Source organism: Desulforhabdus amnigena, assembly GCF_027925305.1.
Classification (GTDB): domain Bacteria; phylum Desulfobacterota; class Syntrophobacteria; order Syntrophobacterales; family Syntrophobacteraceae; genus Desulforhabdus; species Desulforhabdus amnigena.
Window position 1 is genome coordinate 4,062,887 of the sequence record NZ_BSDR01000001.1, and the last position, 19,800, is coordinate 4,082,686.

Annotated in this window: 18 protein-coding genes and 2 tRNA genes; 1 reads left to right on the forward strand and 19 read right to left on the reverse strand. The window is 52.6% G+C overall.

Annotation, left to right across the window (positions count from 1 at the left end; translation table 11 throughout):
* Positions 1-7: 7 nt before the first annotated feature.
* From QMG16_RS17365 to QMG16_RS17455, 19 genes are all read right to left on the reverse strand, one after another.
* Positions 8-301 (reverse strand): 50S ribosomal protein L23, encoded by a 294-nt coding sequence (locus tag QMG16_RS17365; RefSeq protein ID WP_281796259.1) that lies wholly within the window; start codon positions 299-301, stop codon positions 8-10.
* A complete protein-coding gene (rplD, locus tag QMG16_RS17370) occupies positions 298-921 on the reverse strand; it encodes a 50S ribosomal protein L4 (RefSeq protein ID WP_281796260.1) in 624 nt (207 codons plus the stop codon). Before rplD ends, QMG16_RS17365 begins: the two co-directional genes overlap by 4 nt.
* Before the next feature lie 43 nt (positions 922-964).
* Entirely contained in the window at positions 965-1,594 is a 630-nt protein-coding gene (gene rplC, locus QMG16_RS17375) for a 50S ribosomal protein L3 (RefSeq protein WP_281796262.1), read from the reverse strand.
* Positions 1,595-1,635: 41 nt separating this feature from the next.
* The gene (gene rpsJ, locus QMG16_RS17380) at positions 1,636-1,944 is read right to left on the reverse strand and encodes a 30S ribosomal protein S10 (RefSeq protein WP_244083700.1); all 309 of its coding nucleotides are present in this window, start codon (positions 1,942-1,944) and stop codon (positions 1,636-1,638) included.
* 77 nt (positions 1,945-2,021) lie between these two features.
* Positions 2,022-3,215, reverse strand: a complete 1,194-nt coding sequence (gene tuf / locus QMG16_RS17385; RefSeq protein WP_281796264.1) for an elongation factor Tu — start codon at positions 3,213-3,215, stop codon at positions 2,022-2,024.
* A gap of 221 nt (positions 3,216-3,436) precedes the next feature.
* Positions 3,437-3,907, reverse strand: coding sequence for a 30S ribosomal protein S7 (gene rpsG, locus QMG16_RS17390; protein WP_281796266.1), 471 nt, complete (start codon positions 3,905-3,907; stop codon positions 3,437-3,439).
* A 91-nt stretch (positions 3,908-3,998) separates the two neighbouring features.
* The gene (rpsL, locus tag QMG16_RS17395; protein WP_244083680.1) at positions 3,999-4,370 is read right to left on the reverse strand and encodes a 30S ribosomal protein S12; all 372 of its coding nucleotides are present in this window, start codon (positions 4,368-4,370) and stop codon (positions 3,999-4,001) included.
* A 272-nt stretch (positions 4,371-4,642) separates the two neighbouring features.
* Positions 4,643-8,698: a DNA-directed RNA polymerase subunit beta' gene (gene rpoC / locus QMG16_RS17400; RefSeq protein ID WP_281796269.1), complete on the reverse strand. Its 4,056-nt coding sequence runs from the start codon at positions 8,696-8,698 to the stop codon at positions 4,643-4,645.
* 144 nt (positions 8,699-8,842) lie between these two features.
* On the reverse strand, positions 8,843-12,955 hold the full coding sequence (rpoB, locus tag QMG16_RS17405) for a DNA-directed RNA polymerase subunit beta (protein ID WP_281796270.1): 4,113 nt from the start codon (positions 12,953-12,955) through the stop codon (positions 8,843-8,845).
* 187 nt (positions 12,956-13,142) lie between these two features.
* On the reverse strand, positions 13,143-13,529 hold the full coding sequence (gene rplL / locus QMG16_RS17410) for a 50S ribosomal protein L7/L12 (protein WP_281796271.1): 387 nt from the start codon (positions 13,527-13,529) through the stop codon (positions 13,143-13,145).
* 25 nt (positions 13,530-13,554) lie between these two features.
* A complete protein-coding gene (gene rplJ, locus QMG16_RS17415) occupies positions 13,555-14,076 on the reverse strand; it encodes a 50S ribosomal protein L10 (RefSeq protein ID WP_281796273.1) in 522 nt (173 codons plus the stop codon).
* Between the two features lie 276 nt (positions 14,077-14,352).
* On the reverse strand, positions 14,353-15,057 hold the full coding sequence (gene rplA, locus QMG16_RS17420; RefSeq protein ID WP_281796274.1) for a 50S ribosomal protein L1: 705 nt from the start codon (positions 15,055-15,057) through the stop codon (positions 14,353-14,355).
* A 49-nt stretch (positions 15,058-15,106) separates the two neighbouring features.
* Positions 15,107-15,529, reverse strand: coding sequence for a 50S ribosomal protein L11 (rplK, locus tag QMG16_RS17425; RefSeq protein WP_281796275.1), 423 nt, complete (start codon positions 15,527-15,529; stop codon positions 15,107-15,109).
* Positions 15,530-15,570: 41 nt separating this feature from the next.
* Positions 15,571-16,101, reverse strand: coding sequence for a transcription termination/antitermination protein NusG (gene nusG, locus QMG16_RS17430; RefSeq protein ID WP_281796276.1), 531 nt, complete (start codon positions 16,099-16,101; stop codon positions 15,571-15,573).
* A gap of 55 nt (positions 16,102-16,156) precedes the next feature.
* Positions 16,157-16,510 carry a preprotein translocase subunit SecE gene (gene secE / locus QMG16_RS17435; RefSeq protein WP_281796278.1) on the reverse strand — a complete coding sequence of 118 codons (354 nt, stop codon included), beginning with the start codon at positions 16,508-16,510 and terminating at the stop codon, positions 16,157-16,159.
* 187 nt (positions 16,511-16,697) lie between these two features.
* Complete coding sequence (rpmG, locus tag QMG16_RS17440; RefSeq protein WP_281796279.1) at positions 16,698-16,847, reverse strand: 50S ribosomal protein L33; 150 nt, start codon at positions 16,845-16,847, stop codon at positions 16,698-16,700.
* A gap of 24 nt (positions 16,848-16,871) precedes the next feature.
* Entirely contained in the window at positions 16,872-18,065 is a 1,194-nt protein-coding gene (tuf, locus tag QMG16_RS17445) for an elongation factor Tu (RefSeq protein WP_281796264.1), read from the reverse strand.
* A gap of 159 nt (positions 18,066-18,224) precedes the next feature.
* Positions 18,225-18,301, reverse strand: a tRNA-Thr gene (locus QMG16_RS17450).
* Between the two features lie 187 nt (positions 18,302-18,488).
* Positions 18,489-18,573, reverse strand: a tRNA-Tyr gene (locus tag QMG16_RS17455).
* Between the two features lie 457 nt (positions 18,574-19,030).
* Between QMG16_RS17455 and QMG16_RS17460 the strand changes: the two genes are divergently transcribed.
* On the forward strand, positions 19,031-19,753 hold the full coding sequence (locus QMG16_RS17460; protein ID WP_281796280.1) for a transglutaminase-like domain-containing protein: 723 nt from the start codon (positions 19,031-19,033) through the stop codon (positions 19,751-19,753).
* Positions 19,754-19,800 lie beyond the last annotated feature (47 nt).

The window sequence follows — 19,800 nt, forward strand, 5'->3', positions numbered from 1 at the left end:
CTCTAACTTAGACGCCTTCGAAGAATTCAACGCGTTGGCCAGCCTTGATGGTGACCAGGGCCTTCTTCCAGTCAGGACGTTTGGTGAAGAAGCGACCTACACGCTTCTTTTTGCCTTTCATAGTGATGGTGGTGACATCCAGCACATTCACCTTGAAGATCTGTTCAACGGCTTCCTTGATTTCGATCTTATTGGCGCGGCGATCGACTTCGAAATAAAGCTTGTTGCGATCCTCTTTCTCAATGGTACTCTTCTCAGTGACCAGAGGCCGTTTGAGAATCTGATATGATTTATGGTTCATGATCCTAAGGACTCCTCTATTCTCCCAACTGTTTCCTGGGTAAGGAGAACGTTGTGGTAATTGAGCAAGTCGTAAACATTCAACCCTTCAGATCGCAAAACCTTGACATTGGGAATATTGCGTGCTGATCTTTCAACGGTATCGTCCGGTTGAGCGATCACCACGAGCGTCTTGCGAAGCTGGAAGCGGTCGAGGATGGCAGCAAAATCCTTGGTTTTGATACGCTCCAGCTGGAGCTGGTCGAGTACCGTCAGTTCCTGATCGATGAGCTTCTGTGAAAGGGCCATCTTGACGGCGAGCTTACGCACCTTTTTGGGAACCTTCATGTCATAGGAACGCGGTTGAGGTCCGTGAATGGTTCCACCGCCGCGCCAAACCGGGGATCGGCTGGTCCCCGCCCGCGCCCGTCCGGTGCCTTTCTGGCGCCAGGGCTTTTTGCCGCCCCCTGCCACTTCACTGCGTCCTTTGACTTTTGCTGTTCCCGCGCGACGCTTTGCAAGTTGATAAAGCACCACCTCATGCATGACATGGGGCTTCACCGTGACGCCAAAAACGGTGTCATCCAGCTCAAGCTGTCCTACTACATCACGATTGGTATTGTAAACATCCACAGTTGGCATGGTGATCCTCAAATTCTCCCGGGTCCCTTACGTGGTCGTTGCATCAGACCCGGTTGGTTTTCCGGATAAATACGATTCCATTTCTGGCGCCCGGAATTGCCCCTTTAACCAAAAGCAAATTGTCTTCAGGGCGTACGTCTATGATCTTAAGGCCCATGGTGGTAACGCGCTTGTTGCCCTTTTGGCCGGGCATCTTTTTCCCCTTGATGACTCGACCGGGGAAAGTGGCGTTACCCGTTGAACCGGGCTCCCTAACATTCTTGGAACCATGGCCGTCTGGACCCCTTTGAAAACCCCAGCGCTTGATGGTCCCGGCATAACCTTTGCCCTTGCTGGTGCCGATCACGTCAATACGTTCACCGATCTGAAAATTCTCAACGGTAACGTCTTGACCCAATTCGTATTGGCTCACATCGTCCATGCGGACTTCACGAAGGACCTTGAAATAGCCTTTGCCGACCTTATCAAGGTGTCCCTTCAAGGGCTTGTTGATATTTTTGGGTTTACAGGTTTCGAACGCAATTTGCAGCGCTGAGTAGCCGTCCCTCTCCACCGTCTTGATCTGGGAGATGGTGCAGGGACCGACCTGCACCAGAGTAACGGGAACGTTCGTGCCGTCCTCGGTGAAAACCTGGGTCATTTCCAATTTGCGTCCAATTATAGCTTTGATCATGGTGGCCTGCTCTCTTTCGGTATAACCGCCCGCTTGAAGTACTAGAGCTTGATCTCTACGTCGACTCCCGCAGAAAGATCCAGTTTCATGAGCGAATCTACGGTCTGCTGTGTCGGTTCCAAGATGTCGATGAGTCGTTTATGGACGCGAATTTCGAATTGCTCACGCGACTTTTTGTCCACGTGTGGAGATCGCAGGACCGTGTACTTGTGAATCTTCGTTGGAAGGGGAATGGGTCCCGCCACCCGCGCGCCAGTCTTCTTGGCCGTCATGACGATTTCATTCGTTGACTGGTCAAGTAACTTGTGATCGTATGCCTTCAAGCGGATGCGAATTCTTTGATTCGTCATCATAATTTGTCGTTCCTATGTAAATTGAGCGACCGGAGCGCTCAGTGACGCCCCGGCCGATATGCCACGTTGGACAATTACTCGATGATTTCAGTGATGACGCCAGCGCCCACAGTACGTCCGCCTTCGCGAATGGCGAAACGGAGTTCCTTTTCGAGGGCAACGGGAGTGATCAGTGCGACTTCCGTGCTGATGTTGTCACCGGGCATAACCATTTCAACGCCTTCGGGAAGGGTCATGATGCCGGTCACGTCAGTGGTGCGAAAATAGAACTGAGGCCGGTAGCCTGGGAAGAAGGGGGTATGGCGCCCACCTTCTTCCTTTTTGAGTACGTAGACCTCGGCTTTGAATTTGGTGTGTGGCGTGATGCTGCCGGGCTTGGCCACTACCTGGCCGCGCTCCACTTCGTCGCGCTTGGTGCCGCGCATGAGCACACCGATATTGTCACCCGCCTGACCCATGTCGAGGGTCTTGCGGAACATTTCCACGCCGGTGCACACCGTTTTGAAAGTGGGTTTGAATCCTACGATTTCCACTTCCTCACCCACCTTGATGACCCCGCGTTCCACACGGCCGGTCACAACGGTGCCGCGGCCGCTGATGGAGAAGACGTCTTCGATGGGCATGAGGAAAGGCTTGTCCACGTCGCGCACCGGGTCGGGGATGTAGGCGTCGATGGCATCCATGAGGTCGAAGATGCACTTTGCATTGGGATCGTCTGGGCTTTCGGCTTCCAGGGCCTTCAGGGCCGAACCCGGGATGATGGGAATATCGTCGCCCGGGAACCCGTACTTGCTCAGGAGTTCACGGAGCTCGAGTTCCACGAGTTCGATCAGTTCGGGATCGTCCACCATATCCACCTTGTTCAGGAAGACGACGATGTAGGGAACGCCGACCTGACGGGAAAGCAAGATGTGCTCCCGTGTCTGAGGCATGGGACCGTCATCTGCCGCCACGACGAGAATGGCGCCGTCCATTTGAGCGGCTCCGGTGATCATGTTCTTGATATAGTCCGCGTGGCCCGGGCAGTCCACATGGGCGTAGTGCCGTTTGTCCGTTTCATATTCCACGTGCGCGGTAGCGATGGTGATACCGCGTTCACGTTCCTCGGGCGCCTTGTCGATCTGATCGAACGGAACGAAATCCGCCTTGCCGCGCTTGGCCAACTGCTTGGTGATCGCAGCCGTCAAGGTCGTTTTGCCATGGTCGATGTGTCCAATCGTCCCCACATTCACGTGCGGCTTGGTCCGCTCAAACTTCTTCTTCGCCATCGTACTTCCTCCTTGCCGATATTGTCAAAACCGTGCTTCGTAGATCCAGCATTTCAACCAGTTGTATATGGTGCTGACCTTTCCCAGTTGCCTCTTGCGTTATTCGTGCTTGCACACAAGGTCATTGTGCGGAGCACAGCTAAGAAGCCAGTATATCTTTCCGCTTCGCTGAACTCGCAATGAACCGTTCCTGCAGGTGGCCAGATCCGATTTCAGGTAGGTTACCACCTATAGTGAGCAAAGGCCTTGTTCGCTTCTGCCATGCGATGCGTGTCTTCCCGTTTTTTGACCGATCCACCCCGACCCTGTGCTGCGTCCTGCAATTCACCGGCAAGCCTTTGGACCATCGTCTTTTCCGAGCGCTGATTGGCGTAGTTGATGATCCAGCGCATGGCCAAAGCGTCTCTTCTTTCATGACGCACTTCCACGGGAACCTGGTATGTGGCGCCACCCACACGTCTGGACTTGACCTCGATAATGGGCCGGACATTGTCCAGGGCTTTGTTGAACAGCTCCAGAGGATCCTGCTTGGACCTTTGCTCGATCAGATCGAGCGCTCCATAGAAAATGTTTTCAGCAACACTCTTCTTGCCCTTGAGCATCACATTGTTGATAAACTTTGCCGCCAGCTTGCTATTGTATTTTGGGTCCGGCAAGACATAACGTTTTGGAACTTCTCTTCTTCTTGGCATCCGCTTCCTCGACCGTCTAATTAATCAGGAGAAAAGAGAGGCCATGACGGGTGTGTACGAGTCATGGCCCCCAAAGATAACCTATGCTTCACTATTTTGGTTTCTTGGCGCCGTACTTGGAACGTCCCTGCTTTCGATTCGCCACTCCGAGAGCATCCAGGGTGCCACGAATAATATGATAACGCACACCGGGCAAGTCCTTCACACGACCCCCTCGAATCAGTACAACGGAGTGTTCCTGCAAATTATGCCCGATGCCGGGGATGTATGAGGTTACCTCGATGCCGTTTGTCAATCGAACACGGGCGATTTTTCGCAATGCCGAATTCGGCTTTTTGGGAGTAGTGGTGTAAACGCGTACACATACTCCACGCTTCTGGGGACAGTTCTGAAGAGCCGGTGTAGTGGACTTCTTCTTGATCTCTTCTCTGCCTTTTCGCACCAACTGGTTGATAGTGGGCATTTCTCTTTTACTCCGCTTTGTTCGGAAATCTCTTGTAAAAGGCCAAGACTCTTGGCTTCCAAATCTCCTCTATTTACAAAATGGGGACCTTCTATGTCAAGCCCTTTTGTGGGCTGATCATCTATTCCTGCATGACAATCTTCATAAATGAGATTCCTTTACGCCCCAACCGCCGACGATTCACTCGTTTCGCGGCAGGGGTGGATGTTCTCACAGTGCAATCTCACCCGGATCCGAATGCATGCAAAATGTCCGGGAACTTGGGGCAGGCACTACTTGCGCACTTCGCGGTAGGCTCTCATTCCCGTGCCGGCCGGAATGAGGCGTCCCATGATGACATTTTCTTTGAGCCCGAGCAGATAGTCCACCTTGCCGGCCGTTGCGGCATCCGTCAATACCTTGGTCGTTTCCTGAAACGATGCCGCGGAAATGAAACTTTGAGTGCTTAAAGATGCCTTGGTGATTCCCAGGAGAAGAGGTTCGGCCGCTGCGGGACGTTTCTCCTCGGCAATGAGTGCACTGTTGACTTCCTCAAAGAGCTGCTTTTCGACATGTTCGCCTTCGAGGAATTCGGAATCACCGCGATCCGTAATGCGAACCCGTTTCAACATCTGGCGGACGATGACTTCAATGTGCTTGTCGTTGATCTTTACACCCTGAAGTCGGTATACCTGCTGCACTTCATCCACCAGGTATTTTGCAACTTCCTTTTCACCGAGAACACTCAGAATATCGTGCGGATTGGGAGATCCGTCCATGAGAGGTTCACCCGCCCGCACATAATCGCCCTCGTGGACGCTGATGTGTTTCCCTTTGGGAATCAGGTAATCTCTCGGATCGCCCACGTCCGGAGTGACGGTGACCTTCCGCTTGCCTTTGGTGTCTTTTCCGAAACTGATGACACCGTCGATTTCTGTGATGACCGCATTCTCTTTCGGTTTTCGTACTTCGAAGAGTTCCGCTACGCGCGGAAGACCACCGGTGATGTCCTTGGTCTTGGTCGTCTCCCGTGGAATACGAGCGAGTACGTCTCCAGGGAAAATCTCATCGCCTTCGTTGACCATGAGAATGGCTCCGAGTGGCATGAAATAACGGGCATACCCGCCTTCGCCCACACGGGCTGTCTTGCCCTTCTCGTCTTTGATGGAGATACGGGGTCTTACGTCCGTATCCCTGTATTCCACAACGACTTTGCTCGATTTGCCGGTAACCGGGTCGAGCTTTTCCTGCATGGTCTGGCCTTCGACAATGTCGCCAAACTTCACCGTTCCGGCAACGTCCGTCAAAATGGGAGTGGTGAACGGGTCCCATTCGGCCAGAAGACTGCCGCTTTCCGTCGTCTGGCCGTCCTGTACCTTGAGCTTTGCGCCGTAATTAATGACGTAGCGTTCACGCTCACGACCGGACTCACTCATAATGACGATTTCACCGTTGCGGTTCATGGCGACGAGGTCCCCTTCACGGTTGCGAACGGTATTGAGGTTCAGAAACCGAACCGTTCCGGGGTAGCGATTGGTGATGGAAGTCCGTTCAATGCTTTTGCTCGCCGTCCCACCGATGTGGAAGGTGCGCATGGTGAGCTGCGTTCCCGGTTCGCCGATAGATTGAGCGGCAATGATGCCCACTGCTTCGCCGATCTGTGCAAGTTTGCCCTGGGCGAGATCACGTCCGTAGCACATGGCGCAGATGCCGCGTTCACTTCTGCAGGTAAGGGCTGAGCGGATGGGAACCTTTTCCACCCCGGCGTCTTCGATGATCTGCACTTTGCGTTCGTCGATTTCCACGCCGGCCTCGACCAAAACCTCCCCCGTAACCGGGTCGACGACATCTTCCTGCGTCACCCTGCCGAGAATACGGTCGCCAAGGCGTTGTATGACCTCTCCCGCTTCCAGGAGCGCTTCCACTTCGATGCCGTCCATGGTTCCGCAGTCGTGTTCGGACACGATGACATCCTGGGATACATCCACCAGTCGGCGGGTGAGGTATCCCGAGTTCGCCGTCTTAAGGGCCGTATCCGCGAGACCCTTCCGTGCTCCGTGGGTCGAAATGAAGTATTGAAGCACCGTAAGGCCTTCCCGGAAATTGGCCGTGATCGGGGTTTCTATGATTTCACCGGAAGGCTTGGCCATGAGACCTCGCATTCCGGCCAGCTGCCTCATCTGGTCCTTACTTCCTCGAGCGCCCGAGTCCGCCATCATGTAGATGGAATTGAAGGCCTCGATCTGCTTTGTCTTTCCCTCGGTGTCTTTGACGTCTTCGGTGGCGATTTCCTTCATCATTTCGGCCGCAACATCTTCCGTGGCCTTTGCCCAGATATCGACCGCCTTGTTGTATTTTTCACCCTCGGTGATAAGGCCTTCGTTGTACTGCCGGTCGATCTCTTTCACCAGTTCAAAGGCCTGGTCCAGAATCTCGGATTTGCGACCGGGAATGGTCATATCCTTGATGGAAATGGATATGCCGGAGCGCGTTGCAAAGGCATACCCCAGGTCCTTGAGCCGGTCGGCCAGAATCACCGTGGCCTTGACTCCCGCCGTGCGATAGCACATATCGATGAGCTGAGCGAGAACCTTCTTGTTCATGACTCGGTTGACAGCGGAAAAGGGAATCCCCTCCGGCAGTATTTCGGAGAGAATAACGCGCCCTACCGTCGTCTGCACACGTTCCTTGCCTATGCGGACATGAACCCTCGCGTGGAGGTCGGCTTCTCCGGCGTCGAAAGCGCAGCGCACTTCTTCCCGGCTGGAAAAAATACGATTTTCGCCTTTGGCAAAGGGCTTTTCGCGCGTCATGTAATAGATACCGAGCACAATATCCTGGGAAGGCACAATGATAGGGTCCCCATGTGCCGGGCTGAGGATATTGTTGGTGGACATCATCAAGATGCGCGCTTCCGCCTGCGCCTCGATGGAAAGAGGAACATGGACGGCCATTTGATCGCCGTCGAAGTCGGCGTTGAATGCCGTGCAGACCAGCGGATGGAGCTGGATGGCCTTTCCCTCGATGAGGATGGGCTCAAACGCCTGAATACCGAGCCGGTGGAGGGTGGGGGCCCGGTTGAGCATGATGGGGAACTCGCGAACGACTTCGTCCAAAGTGTCCCACACCTCCGGTGTTTCCCTTTCCACCATTTTCTTGGCGGCCTTGATGGTCGTGACGTAGCCCTTCTCCTCCAGCTTGTTGTAGATGAAGGGCTTGAAGAGCTCCAACGCCATCTTCTTGGGCAGACCGCACTGATGCAGCCGAAGGTTGGGTCCGACGACGATAACAGTACGGCCGGAGTAATCCACACGCTTACCCAAAAGATTTTGACGGAAGCGACCCTGTTTTCCCTTGAGCATATCACTCAGAGATTTGAGGGGGCGTTTGCTTGCGCCCGTTATGGTTTTGCCTCTGCGGCCATTGTCGAAAAGAACGTCCACCGCTTCCTGAAGCATGCGCTTTTCATTGCGTATGATGATGTCCGGCGCGTTGAGCTCTTGGAGACGTTTGAGACGATTGTTCCGGTTGATCACTCTGCGGTAGAGGTCATTCAGGTCACTGGTCGCAAACCGGCCGCCATCCAAAGGGACGAGAGGGCGCAGGTCCGGCGGTAAAACGGGGACCACGTCCATGATCATCCATTCCGGACGGTTTTCAGATTCCCGGAATGCATCGATGATCTTCAGGCGCTTGGCGAGCTTTTTTCGCTTGGCCATGGAATTGGTCTTGCTCATATCTTCGCGAAGCTCCATGGCGAGCGTTTCCAGGTCGAGGTTCATGAGCAGCTGCTTGATGGCCTCGGCGCCGATGCCCGCGATGAACCCGCTGCCGTATTCCTGAACTGTCTGGCGGTATTTTTCCTCTGTCAGCAGTTCGCCTCGATTGAGGGGCGTTTCCCCGGGATCGAGAACGATATACGAATCGAAATAGAGCACCTTCTCCAGCTCTCTCAAGGTGAGATCCAAAAGATTGCCGATTTTGCTGGGTAAGCTTCTAAGAAACCAAATATGCGCCACAGGGGCGGCCAGCTCGATATGCCCCATTCGTTCACGTCTGACCTTGGATTGGATGACTTCGACTCCGCACTTTTCACATACGACGCCGCGATGCTTCATCCGCTTGTACTTGCCGCAATTACACTCGTAGTCCTTTATCGGTCCAAAAATTCTGGCGCAGAAAAGCCCGTCCCGTTCTGGTTTAAACGTTCTGTAGTTGATCGTCTCCGGCTTTTTGACCTCCCCGTAGGACCATTCTCGAATCCGTTCAGGCGAGGAAATCATGATTTTTACGGCATTGAATTGCACCGGATCCTTGGGCTTCATAAAAAGACTGTAAAGCTCTTTCAAAGGATACTCCTTGTCAGTGGGCAGGGCCAACGGTAAAAGGGCCAATGATATGATAGCGCCAGCACTCAGTTGTTGAGGACCACTGGTCACTGTTGACGCGGCCCCTTAAAGTACCGACCACTGAACACTGAAAACTGACCACTGTTAATTCCCTTCTTCTTCTTCCAGCAATCTGACATCCAGGGCCAGCGCCTGAAGCTCTTTCACGAGAACGTTAAAAGATTCCGGCAACCCGGCTTCCAGGGTGTTGTCTCCCTTGACAATCTTTTCATACATTCGCGTACGGCCTGCAACATCGTCGGATTTGACCGTGAGGAATTCCTGAAGCGCATGGGCGGCTCCATAGGCTTCCATGGTCCAGACTTCCATTTCTCCGAGACGCTGCCCGCCGAACTGGGCCTTGCCGCCGAGGGGCTGCTGTGTCACGAGAGAATAAGGCCCGATGGAGCGCGCATGAATTTTGTCGTCGACTAGGTGGTGTAATTTGAGCATGTACATCATGCCGACCGTCACCGGCTGGTCAAAACGTTCGCCGGTGCGTCCATCATAAAGCGTTGTCTGCCCGGTTGCCGAAGCTCCACCCTCCTCGAGGAATTCCTGGATTTCAGCCTCCTCGGCTCCATCAAAGACAGGGGTCGCCACATGAACGCCTTCCTGAAAATCCTTCAGCAGGGCCTTGAGATGCCTGTCATCGGCGTCTTCAAAGTATTCGCTGAATTCCAGCTGGTTATAGATGCGTTTGAGTTTCTCCTTGATCGTCTCTTTTTCCTTGTGCTTTTCAATCATCGCGGCAAGCTGTTGCCCAAGGGCTTTTGCGGCCCATCCCAGGTGGATTTCGAGCACCTGCCCGACGTTCATACGGGAAGGAACACCCAAAGGGTTCAAAACGATGTCAACGGGAGTCCCGTCGGGGAAATAGGGCATGTCCTCGATGGGAAGAATTCGAGAAACGACGCCTTTGTTCCCGTGGCGCCCGGCCATTTTGTCCCCCACCTGCAGTTTGCGTTTGACGGCCACATAAATCTTGACCATCTTGATCACTCCGGGAGGAAGTTCATCGCCCCGCCGCACCTTGTTGATCTTTTCCTCAAAAAGGGCTCTCACCAGCTGAACCTGTTCCCTGTAGCCTTCGGAGATGGTCTCGATTTCCATGGAAACCGCCGGGTCCTTCGCAACGCTCAGCTGATCCCACAAGCCGCTCGGCAGGTTCAAGAGGAACTCTTCGGTGATTTCATCACCCTTCTTGATATAGACCTTCTTGCCGTCCTTGATCGTGCTGTCGCTCACTTTTCCCTGCAGGAGCTGAACGAGACGCTTGGCGGTGGTCTTGCGAATGATCTCGAGTTCGTCCCGCTGGTCCTTCATGAGGCGCGAGATTTCCATTTCTTCGATCGTGATGGTGCGTTCGTCTTTTTCAACACCCTTGCGGGAGAAAACCTTGGCGTCAATGACGATGCCTTCGACGCCCGGAGGAACACGCAGGGAAGTGTCCTTCACATCGCTCGCCTTTTCCCCGAAAATGGCGCGCAGCAATTTTTCTTCCGGCGTCAGTTGCGATTCACCCTTGGGGGTCACTTTGCCCACCAGAATATCGTTGGGTTTGATGTATGCGCCCACCCGGATGATTCCGCTTTCATCCAGATTTTTCAGAGCTTCATCGCCGACGTTGGGAATGTCGCGCGTGATGTCTTCTTTTCCCAGTTTGGTGTCGCGGGCGACCACTTCAAACTCTTCAATGTGGATGGAAGTGAACACATCCTCTTTCCCGATGCGCTCGCTCACAAGTATGGAGTCTTCAAAGTTGTATCCACCCCAGCTCATGAATGCGACCATAACGTTCCGGCCCAGAGCCAATTCGCCATGATCCGTCGATGGGCCGTCGGCGATGATCTGGCCCCTGCGGACATAGTCCCCCTGGTTCACGAGAGGCTTTTGATTGATGCACGTATTTTGGTTGGACCTCTGGAATTTGATCAGCTTGTAGATGTGAACTCCAGTTCCCTGATTCACGTCGTCTTCGGTGGAACGGACCACAATACGGGTGGCGTCCACGTATTCGACGATCCCCGACCGTTTGGCAACAATCGTCACTCCGCTGTCTTTGGCCACGATGCGTTCAATGCCGGTTCCCACCAGCGGCGCGCGTGTCTGGATGAGTGGAACGGCCTGCCGCTGCATGTTGGACCCCATGAGGGCGCGGTTGGCGTCGTCGTGTTCGAGAAATGGAATCAGGGACGCTGAAACACTCACCAGCTGATTTGGGGAAACGTCCATGTACCGAATCTCTTCGGGGGGGACCATCACGAATTCACCGGCCTTACGAGCCGATACCTGTTCCCGGAGGAAATGCCCATTTTCATCGAGGGGAGCATTGGCCTGCGCAATGGGATAATCTTTTTCGTCCATGGCGGTGAGGTAGCTGACCTGTTTTTCCACCGTACCGTCGAGGGCTTTTCGATAGGGAGTCTCGATAAACCCGTAGGAATTGACTCGAGCATAGGTCGAAAGAGAGACAATCAGCCCGATGTTGGGACCTTCAGGAGTCTCGATGGGACAGATGCGGCCGTAGTGTGTCGGATGCACGTCACGAACTTCAAAGCCCGCGCGCTCACGGGTGAGACCGCCGGGACCCAGAGCGCTCAAACGGCGTTTATGAGTGATTTCCGAAAGCGGATTGGTCTGATCCATGAACTGTGAAAGCTGGCTTGTGCCAAAAAACTCCTTGACTACCGCTGAAACGGGCTTGGCGTTGATCAAGTCGTGGGGCATGAGAGCCTCCACTTCCTGCAGCGTCATACGCTCTTTGATGGCTCTTTCCATCCGTACCAGGCCGATACGGTATTGGTTCTCGAGCAGTTCGCCAACAGCACGGACGCGTCGATTCCCGAGGTTGTCGATGTCGTCTACGGGACCTTGAGAATCCTTCAGGCGGATGAGCTGTCTTACCGCCATGAGAATGTCTTCTTTCCGCAGGGTTCTATAATCCAATGGAATATCGAGCCCCAACTGGAGATTGAGTTTCAAACGCCCCACTTCGGAAAGGTCGTAATGGTCGGCATTGAAAAAGAGATTGTTGAAAAATTCCGTCGCCACTTCAAGAGTGGGAGGATTGCTCGGCCGCAAACGCCGGTAGATCTCGATGAGAGCGTCTTCCGGATTGTTGACCTTATCCATCAAAAGCGTATTTCTAAAAGATGGGCTGACGTCCACACCTTCCAGGTGAAGCAGTTCGAACTTTTGGACTCCACGTTCGATGAAATCGGAGAGCATGTTTTCGGTGATGCTGTCGTTACACTCGGCAATGATTTCACCGGTGCTGTAGTCTATGACATCTTGAGCGAGCACCTGACCGAGAAGGTCTGTGGTTTTTACGGGTAAACGCTTTATGCCCAGTTCCTGAAGGCGTTTGAGGGTTTGTTTGCCAAGCTTCCTGTTTTTCTTGATGAGAACCTCGCCGGATTCCGGGTGAAGAATGTCTTCGGGGGCGCGGCTTCCCAAAAGAATGTCCACATTGAGCTCTTTTTCCGACTGCATTTCGTCTCCCAGATGGATGGTTTCACTGGGATAAAAATAGTTGAGAAGCTCCTCCGTGGAATATCCGAGAGCCTTCAAAAGCACCGTTACTGGAAACTTCCTGCGCCGGTCGATGCGGATGTACAAAATGTCTTTAGGGTCGAATTCAAGGTCAAGCCACGAGCCGCGCAACGGGATGATGCGCGAAGAATAGAGGATTTTTCCGCTCGAATGTGTCTTGCCTCTGTCATGGTCAAAGAAAATTCCGGGAGAACGATGCAACTGGCTGACGATAACACGCTCCGTACCGTTGACGATAAACGTTCCGTTTTCGGTCATGAGTGGCAATGTGCCAAAATAGATTTCCTGTTCTTTGATGTCGCGGATAGACCGGATGTCCGCCTCCTTGTCCACATCGTAGACCACGAGGCGTACCACGATTTTCAGAGGAGCTTCGTAGGTCATTCCCCGTGCGAGGCATTCTTCCACTTCATATTTCACTTCCCCAAAACTGTACTGCACAAATTCCAACGAAGCCGTTCCACTGAAATCTTCGATGGGAAAAACGCTTTTGAAAACTTCCTGCAGTCCTTTTTCGCTCCTGGCTTCAGGGGGGACATCCCGCTGCAGAAATTGTTCGTAGCTTTCCTTCTGCATTTGGATGAGATTGGGAATGTCAATAATCTTTTGGATTTTTCCAAAATTCTTCCGCACCCGATATTCATGGGTCAAAGCCGTCGCCATGCTCTCTCCTGCAACTTAAAAGAGCCTTGTGCTCCCGAAACCGACAAGGTTATACGCTTGCACTTCAAAGCGTATTTCCCGGGATACACATGACTCCCATATTAAGGTGCTATAAAATCGAAAATCGGAAGCAAGCCGCACGCAATACCGGCAGCCAGCTTCCGATGTCCTGATCAAAAAAAAGATCTTACTTTATTTCAACTGTGGCGCCCGCTTCTGTCAGTTGTTTTGCAATTGCTTCCGCTTCCTCTTTGGGGATGCCTTCCTTTACAACGCCGGGAGAACTTTCTACCAGCTCTTTGGCTTCCTTCAAGCCGAGGTTCGTGATGGCGCGTACTTCCTTGATGACCTGGATCTTCTTGTCACCAGGGCTTGTGATGACAACGGTGAATTCCGTTTTTTCTTCAGCAGGAGCAGCTTCGCCGCCGGCTACACCGGGCATTGCGGCAACAGCTACGGGAGCGGCAGCACTGACACCGAAACGTTCTTCCAGTTCCTTGACGAGTTCGCTCAGTTCAAGAACGGTCATATTCTCAATAAATTTGACGACATCTTCTTTGCTGATATCAGACATTTTTTGATTCCTCCCTCAGGGTATATTAAGCTTCTTCTCTTTGACGTTGAATGGCCGCCAGCACACCTACAAAGGCTCTCGGAACTCCGCTCAAGACAGTGACCAGGCTGGTCGGCACTGCGTTGAGAGTTCCCAATAGCTTGGCCAAAAGTTCTTCCCGCGGTGGCAACTCCGCCAGAGCAGCGACTTGTTCTGCATTGAGAATGCGCTGTCCCAGCGATGCAGCTTTGATTTGCAGCTTTTCATTGGCCTTGCTGAACTTCTTGATGATTTTGGCCGGAACTGCCGGGTCTCCGTAGCCGATGGCAACAGCACAGGTCCCTTTAATGTGTGGTTCCAGCACCGTCGCGTTGGTGTCATGGCTGGCAAGACGCATCAGGGTGTTTTTCACGACCTGATAGTCTACGTTTTCTGCAGCCAGGGCATCGCGCAACGCAGTCATTTCCGCGACGGAAAGTCCCCTGAAATCTGTCAAGATAGTTGCACTGGCACGCTGGAACTTGTCGTGCAAATCCGCAACAATTTGCTCCTTTTGGGCTCGCTCCAAAGTATATCAACCCTCCTTTCCTCTGCCGGTGTGCTTTCGACTGTATATCCCGTCAATCCCTCTCCGAAAGAAGCGGGCATGGAGGACTCATATCGTAAGTCAGTGAGCCGGATTGGTTCCTTTGTACATCTCGGCAGGTTCCCCGAACACCGGGGTTTAAACACCTCTTGGATGTCCCTACGGTCTCAGACGACTGGAAAACACCAAACGGCAGTTAGTCCATTCCATAATGGAATGATTGTTCCGATGGCTTAGAGAGCAAGCTGAGCCATCGAATTATCCCATAACACTCTTGACCGCCAGGGGATCGACCTGAATACCGGGACCCATCGTGGTGGATATGGCAATACCCTTCAGATACGTGCCTTTGGCAGCCGTGGGTTTGAGGCGGACGATCGTATCCATAAAGGCAGAAATGTTCTCGATGAGCTTCTCTTCGCCAAAAGAGATCTTGCCCATGGGAGCGTGAACGATTCCCGTCTTTTCTACACGAAAATCCACCTTACCCGCTTTGATTTCCTTGACCACCTTCTGAATATCGAAAGTGACCGTGCCAAGCTTTGCATTGGGCATGAGGCCTCTAGGGCCGAGCACCTTTCCGATCCTACCTACAGCACCCATCATGTCGGGGGTGGCAACCGTCTTATCGAATTCAAGCCACCCATCCTTGATCTGATCGACCAGTTCGTCGCCGCCTGCATAGTCGGCCCCTGCATCCAGAGCTTCCTTTACCTTTTCTCCCTTGGCGAAAACCAGCACACGAACAGGCTTGCCGAGCCCATTGGGGAGCACCACTGTGCCACGGACCATCTGGTCCGCATGGCGGGGATCGACACCCAATCGAACCGCGATATCAAGCGTTTCATCGAACTTTGAAAATGCACATTCTTTGGCCAGCTGCAAAGCTTCTTGAAAGGTGTAGCGCTTGGCTGGATCTATTTTTTCGCGCGCCGCGCGATATTTTTTCCCATGTGTTGCCATCTTAAACTCTCCAGAAACTGACTAAGCATTCATCCACGATGGCCGATTCTTATTCAACCTCAATCCCCATGCTGCGGGCGGTTCCTTCAATGATAAGAACGGCAGCCTCCAAATCCCGAGCATTCAAGTCCGGCATTTTGAGCTTTGCGATTTCCTCGACTTGCTGCTTGGTCACCTTTGCGACTTTAACCCGGTTGGGTTCGCTGGAACCTTTCGCAATTTGCGCCGTCTTCTTGAGAAGCACGGAGGCCGGTGGGGTCTTCGTAATGAAGGTGAACGATCTGTCAGCATAGACAGTGATGACAACCGGAATGATCATCCCGTCCTGGCCCTGCGTTTTCGCGTTGAAGGCCTTGCAGAATTCCATGATATTCACGCCGTGCTGCCCCAAAGCAGGGCCTATGGGAGGCGATGGATTCGCTTGTCCGGCAGGGACCTGTAATTTTATATTTGTTACAACCTTTTTTGCCATCCTTGGTTAAACTCCTCAATCCTGACCCGTTGCCAGTAAAATTAGATACGGTTGACTTGAACAAAATCAAGTTCGACCGGTGTCGATCGACCAAATATACTGACGAGTACGCGGACTTTGCCTTTGTCGGCCATCACTTCGTCGATGACTCCGTTGAAGTTGGCGAAAGGACCATCCACAACGCGGACTTCGTCGCCTTTTTCGAACCGATATCTGGGACGTGGTTTTTCCGCCCCTTCCTGCATCTGCTGGATAATGGCTTCAGCTTCTTCGTCCGATAGGGGAATGGGGCGTTCCTGACTGCCAATGAACCCCGTGACTTTGGGCGTATGTCGCACCAGGTGCCAGGTGTCGTCATTGAGCTCCATCTGCACCAGAATGTATCCCGGATAGAACTTGCGAGATGAAGCCTTCCTCTGCCCCTTTACCAGTTCGATGACTTTTTCCGTCGGCACCAGAATCTGGCCAAATAGGGATTCTTTATGATCGGCTTTGATGCGTTCCTCAAGGGCTGACTTGACCTTATGCTCAAAACCGGAATATGTGTGCACGATATACCAATATTTCGCCACGAACCCACCCCGCTTGTGCCTGTATTCGACTCGTTCCCGGTTCAGGGAAATCCTTTCATTCGATGATCAATCGCACAAGACGACTCAAAATCAAATCCACGATCCCCAGAAATATCCCGGAGAGGATCACGATGATCAAGACAACCGACGTCGACCCAACGGTTTCTTTGCGTGAAGGCCAGACGACCTTGCGCAATTCATGCGATACCTCTCTGAGATACTGGCGGAAGTGTTCCCACCAGCCCAAACCGGTCTCTTCGGACTTTTTGGCGGTCTTTTTTGAAGCCTCCGTCTTCTTCACCTTGAGAGGCTTCTGACTGTTTTTCTTCGATAACTCCGCCTTTTGTGCCTTACCGGACCGTTCTTCGTCTGTTTCATTCTTTTTAGGGAGTTGCTTTGGCAGATTCATTTAGATCTCATTTGTGTCAACATCAAATTGTAGCGTTTAGCCTGTGAGCCGAAAAGGGCAGGCGATCGAGGGGCTAAAACAAAACGATGGCCGTTTTGCTTTAGCTCTGAACTTCTGCCCATTGGCCTCCGCGATACCACAAGAGATCCTGTCTCGGGTTGAAACGTTCTCCAGCCCGAACAAAATCCTACTTTGTCTCTTTATGCTCACGATGCGCATTGCAAAACTTGCAATATTTATTGAAGCTCAACTTTTCAGGTGTCGTACGCTTGTTCTTTGTCGTTGTGTAGTTGCGGCGTTTGCATTCGGAACAAGCCAAGGTCACAATGACTCGCATAGTCGTTTACCTTATCTGTCTGGATTACTCGATGATTTCAGTGATGACGCCAGCGCCCACAGTACGTCCGCCTTCGCGAATGGCGAAACGGAGTTCCTTTTCGAGGGCAACGGGAGTGATCAGTGCGACTTCCGTGCTGATGTTGTCACCGGGCATAACCATTTCAACGCCTTCGGGAAGGGTCATGATGCCGGTCACGTCAGTGGTGCGAAAATAGAACTGAGGCCGGTAGCCTGGGAAGAAGGGGGTATGGCGCCCACCTTCTTCCTTTTTGAGTACGTAGACCTCGGCTTTGAATTTGGTGTGTGGCGTGATGCTGCCGGGCTTGGCCACTACCTGGCCGCGCTCCACTTCGTCGCGCTTGGTGCCGCGCATGAGCACACCGATATTGTCACCCGCCTGACCCATGTCGAGGGTCTTGCGGAACATTTCCACGCCGGTGCACACCGTTTTGAAAGTGGGTTTGAATCCTACGATTTCCACTTCCTCACCCACCTTGATGACCCCGCGTTCCACACGGCCGGTCACAACGGTGCCGCGGCCGCTGATGGAGAAGACGTCTTCGATGGGCATGAGGAAAGGCTTGTCCACGTCGCGCACCGGGTCGGGGATGTAGGCGTCGATGGCATCCATGAGGTCGAAGATGCACTTTGCATTGGGATCGTCTGGGCTTTCGGCTTCCAGGGCCTTCAGGGCCGAACCCGGGATGATGGGAATATCGTCGCCCGGGAACCCGTACTTGCTCAGGAGTTCACGGAGCTCGAGTTCCACGAGTTCGATCAGTTCGGGATCGTCCACCATATCCACCTTGTTCAGGAAGACGACGATGTAGGGAACGCCGACCTGACGGGAAAGCAAGATGTGCTCCCGTGTCTGAGGCATGGGACCGTCATCTGCCGCCACGACGAGAATGGCGCCGTCCATTTGAGCGGCTCCGGTGATCATGTTCTTGATATAGTCCGCGTGGCCCGGGCAGTCCACATGGGCGTAGTGCCGTTTGTCCGTTTCATATTCCACGTGCGCGGTAGCGATGGTGATACCGCGTTCACGTTCCTCGGGCGCCTTGTCGATCTGATCGAACGGAACGAAATCCGCCTTGCCGCGCTTGGCCAACTGCTTGGTGATCGCAGCCGTCAAGGTCGTTTTGCCATGGTCGATGTGTCCAATCGTCCCCACATTCACGTGCGGCTTGGTCCGCTCAAACTTCTTCTTCGCCATCGTACTTCCTCCTAATGATATGATTCTATTTCCAGTCTAGCGCATTTATACGTATCACTCGAAAGTCGGAATGATCTGGATGATGGTAGTAGATACTTGGCGGGAGAATCTGAAAAACGACATTGTGGCTGGCCTGGAATCTCGTTTCGAGAGAAAAAATGGAGCCCACGACCGGGATCGAACCGGTGAACCTCTTCCTTACCAAGGAAGTGCTCTACCTACTGAGCTACGTGGGCCTGCAAGAGAACAGGCTGAATGCATGACTGGAAAGATGCACCGCATTGAGAATTGAAACCCCGGCGAAAGTACATCCGCAACAAGGGGAAAAAGCTCCGTATGGCTGCAAGGTTTCCATCTCATGTAGTTCCAACGACAATGATCTGCGCTTAAGCCGCCACTATCTCCTACATGGATATTAAAATATGGTGGAGAGGGGAGGGTTCGAACCTCCGAAGGCTTCGCCGGCAGATTTACAGTCTGCTCCCTTTGGCCACTCGGGAACCTCTCCACATTGCTACCTGGTTCTGTTCATTCTTACTGAGAATCCTGAACCAAAAGAGCTTCTTTATGTAGCACACAAAAAAAGAGAAGGCAATGACTTTTTTGCCACTTCGCTTTTTTTATCCTGCACCTCAACTCCGGTCAGGCAGGGAAAGCCTCCATCGCCAGGGAAACCCGCGGAGCGATCCTTCCTCCAACCCGATGGGGTTGCTCTTTAACACATTCGTTTTCTTGCTGTCAAGCTTCGACACGGCAATGATTGAAATAAAAAGCATCAAAAACAGTACCGAAGGGTTTATATAGTATAAACGGCTGAGCTTTGAACATTCAAAAACGAAAAGATAAACATTCCTGCAGAGGGTCTGGGTCTCAGCCGTTTGAGGCATATATTGTGAAATTTGCAGGAACGGGTGGGGCGTGTTTTCCCCTTTGCTTTGAAAGTGATCCTTATGGAGATTCTGCTCATGGATAATAAGAAAGAAACAAATCCGGAACATCTTTCATTTTTGGCGGCCACTGCGATGATCGATAAGGACCATCCTGAAATCAGAGCCTACGCTCAACGGGTGGTTCAGAGGACGGAAGATCCCGTCGAGCAGGCCGTAAGGCTTTATCTCGCCGTTCGGGATGAGATTCGGTATGATCCCTATACTCCATTCCATCGTCCCGTTCATTACAGGGCCAGTTCCATTCTAAAACGAAAACGTGGATTCTGTATCCCCAAGGCTTCGCTCCTGTGCGCTTTGTCGAGAGCTTGCCATATTCCCTGCAGGCTTGGATTTGCCAGTGTGAAAAATCACTTGGCAACGCCTCAGTTGCTGGATTTCCTGGGAAGCGATCTCTTTGTTTATCATGCCTTTGTGGAATTTTATCTGGAGGGCAAGTGGGTCAAAGCGACTCCCGCTTTCAATCGTGAACTGTGCGAACTCCATAAAGTGCCCCCCCTCGAATTCAATGGCCGTGAGGATTCGCTTTTTCAGCCTTATAACCTTGAAAATCAGAAGTACATGGAATATGTGGAAGTTATCGGAAGCTATGCTGACGTTCCCCTGCAGGAAATCCTATCGGCATGGGAAAGCACTTATGGAAAAGAGCGCGTTCAACAATGGATCAAAATGTACGAAGAAAAGGACTCCGATTTTTATCAGGATTTTTACGAGGAAAGCATCCTGCGATATGGGCCTTGATTTCAGTTAACGTTCCAAAGGAGAATGCATGACCGGCTGGGTCTTCT

Bases quoted from the DNA above. Each gene is read 5' to 3' on its own strand.
- QMG16_RS17365 (WP_281796259.1), bottom strand. From the start codon at position 301: ATGAACCATAAATCATATCAGATTCTCAAACGGCCTCTGGTCACTGAG.
- rplD (WP_281796260.1), bottom strand. From the start codon at position 921: ATGCCAACTGTGGATGTTTACAATACCAATCGTGATGTAGTAGGACAG.
- rplC (WP_281796262.1), bottom strand. From the start codon at position 1,594: ATGATCAAAGCTATAATTGGACGCAAATTGGAAATGACCCAGGTTTTC.
- rpsJ (WP_244083700.1), bottom strand. From the start codon at position 1,944: ATGACGAATCAAAGAATTCGCATCCGCTTGAAGGCATACGATCACAAG.
- tuf (WP_281796264.1), bottom strand. From the start codon at position 3,215: ATGGCGAAGAAGAAGTTTGAGCGGACCAAGCCGCACGTGAATGTGGGG.
- rpsG (WP_281796266.1), bottom strand. From the start codon at position 3,907: ATGCCAAGAAGAAGAGAAGTTCCAAAACGTTATGTCTTGCCGGACCCA.
- rpsL (WP_244083680.1), bottom strand. From the start codon at position 4,370: ATGCCCACTATCAACCAGTTGGTGCGAAAAGGCAGAGAAGAGATCAAG.
- rpoB (WP_281796270.1), bottom strand. From the start codon at position 12,955: ATGGCGACGGCTTTGACCCATGAATATCGGGTGCGGAAGAATTTTGGA.
- rplL (WP_281796271.1), bottom strand. From the start codon at position 13,529: ATGTCTGATATCAGCAAAGAAGATGTCGTCAAATTTATTGAGAATATG.
- rplA (WP_281796274.1), bottom strand. From the start codon at position 15,057: ATGGCAACACATGGGAAAAAATATCGCGCGGCGCGCGAAAAAATAGAT.
- rplK (WP_281796275.1), bottom strand. From the start codon at position 15,529: ATGGCAAAAAAGGTTGTAACAAATATAAAATTACAGGTCCCTGCCGGA.
- secE (WP_281796278.1), bottom strand. From the start codon at position 16,510: ATGAATCTGCCAAAGCAACTCCCTAAAAAGAATGAAACAGACGAAGAA.
- rpmG (WP_281796279.1), bottom strand. From the start codon at position 16,847: ATGCGAGTCATTGTGACCTTGGCTTGTTCCGAATGCAAACGCCGCAAC.
- tuf (WP_281796264.1), bottom strand. From the start codon at position 18,065: ATGGCGAAGAAGAAGTTTGAGCGGACCAAGCCGCACGTGAATGTGGGG.
- QMG16_RS17460 (WP_281796280.1), top strand. From the start codon at position 19,031: ATGGATAATAAGAAAGAAACAAATCCGGAACATCTTTCATTTTTGGCG.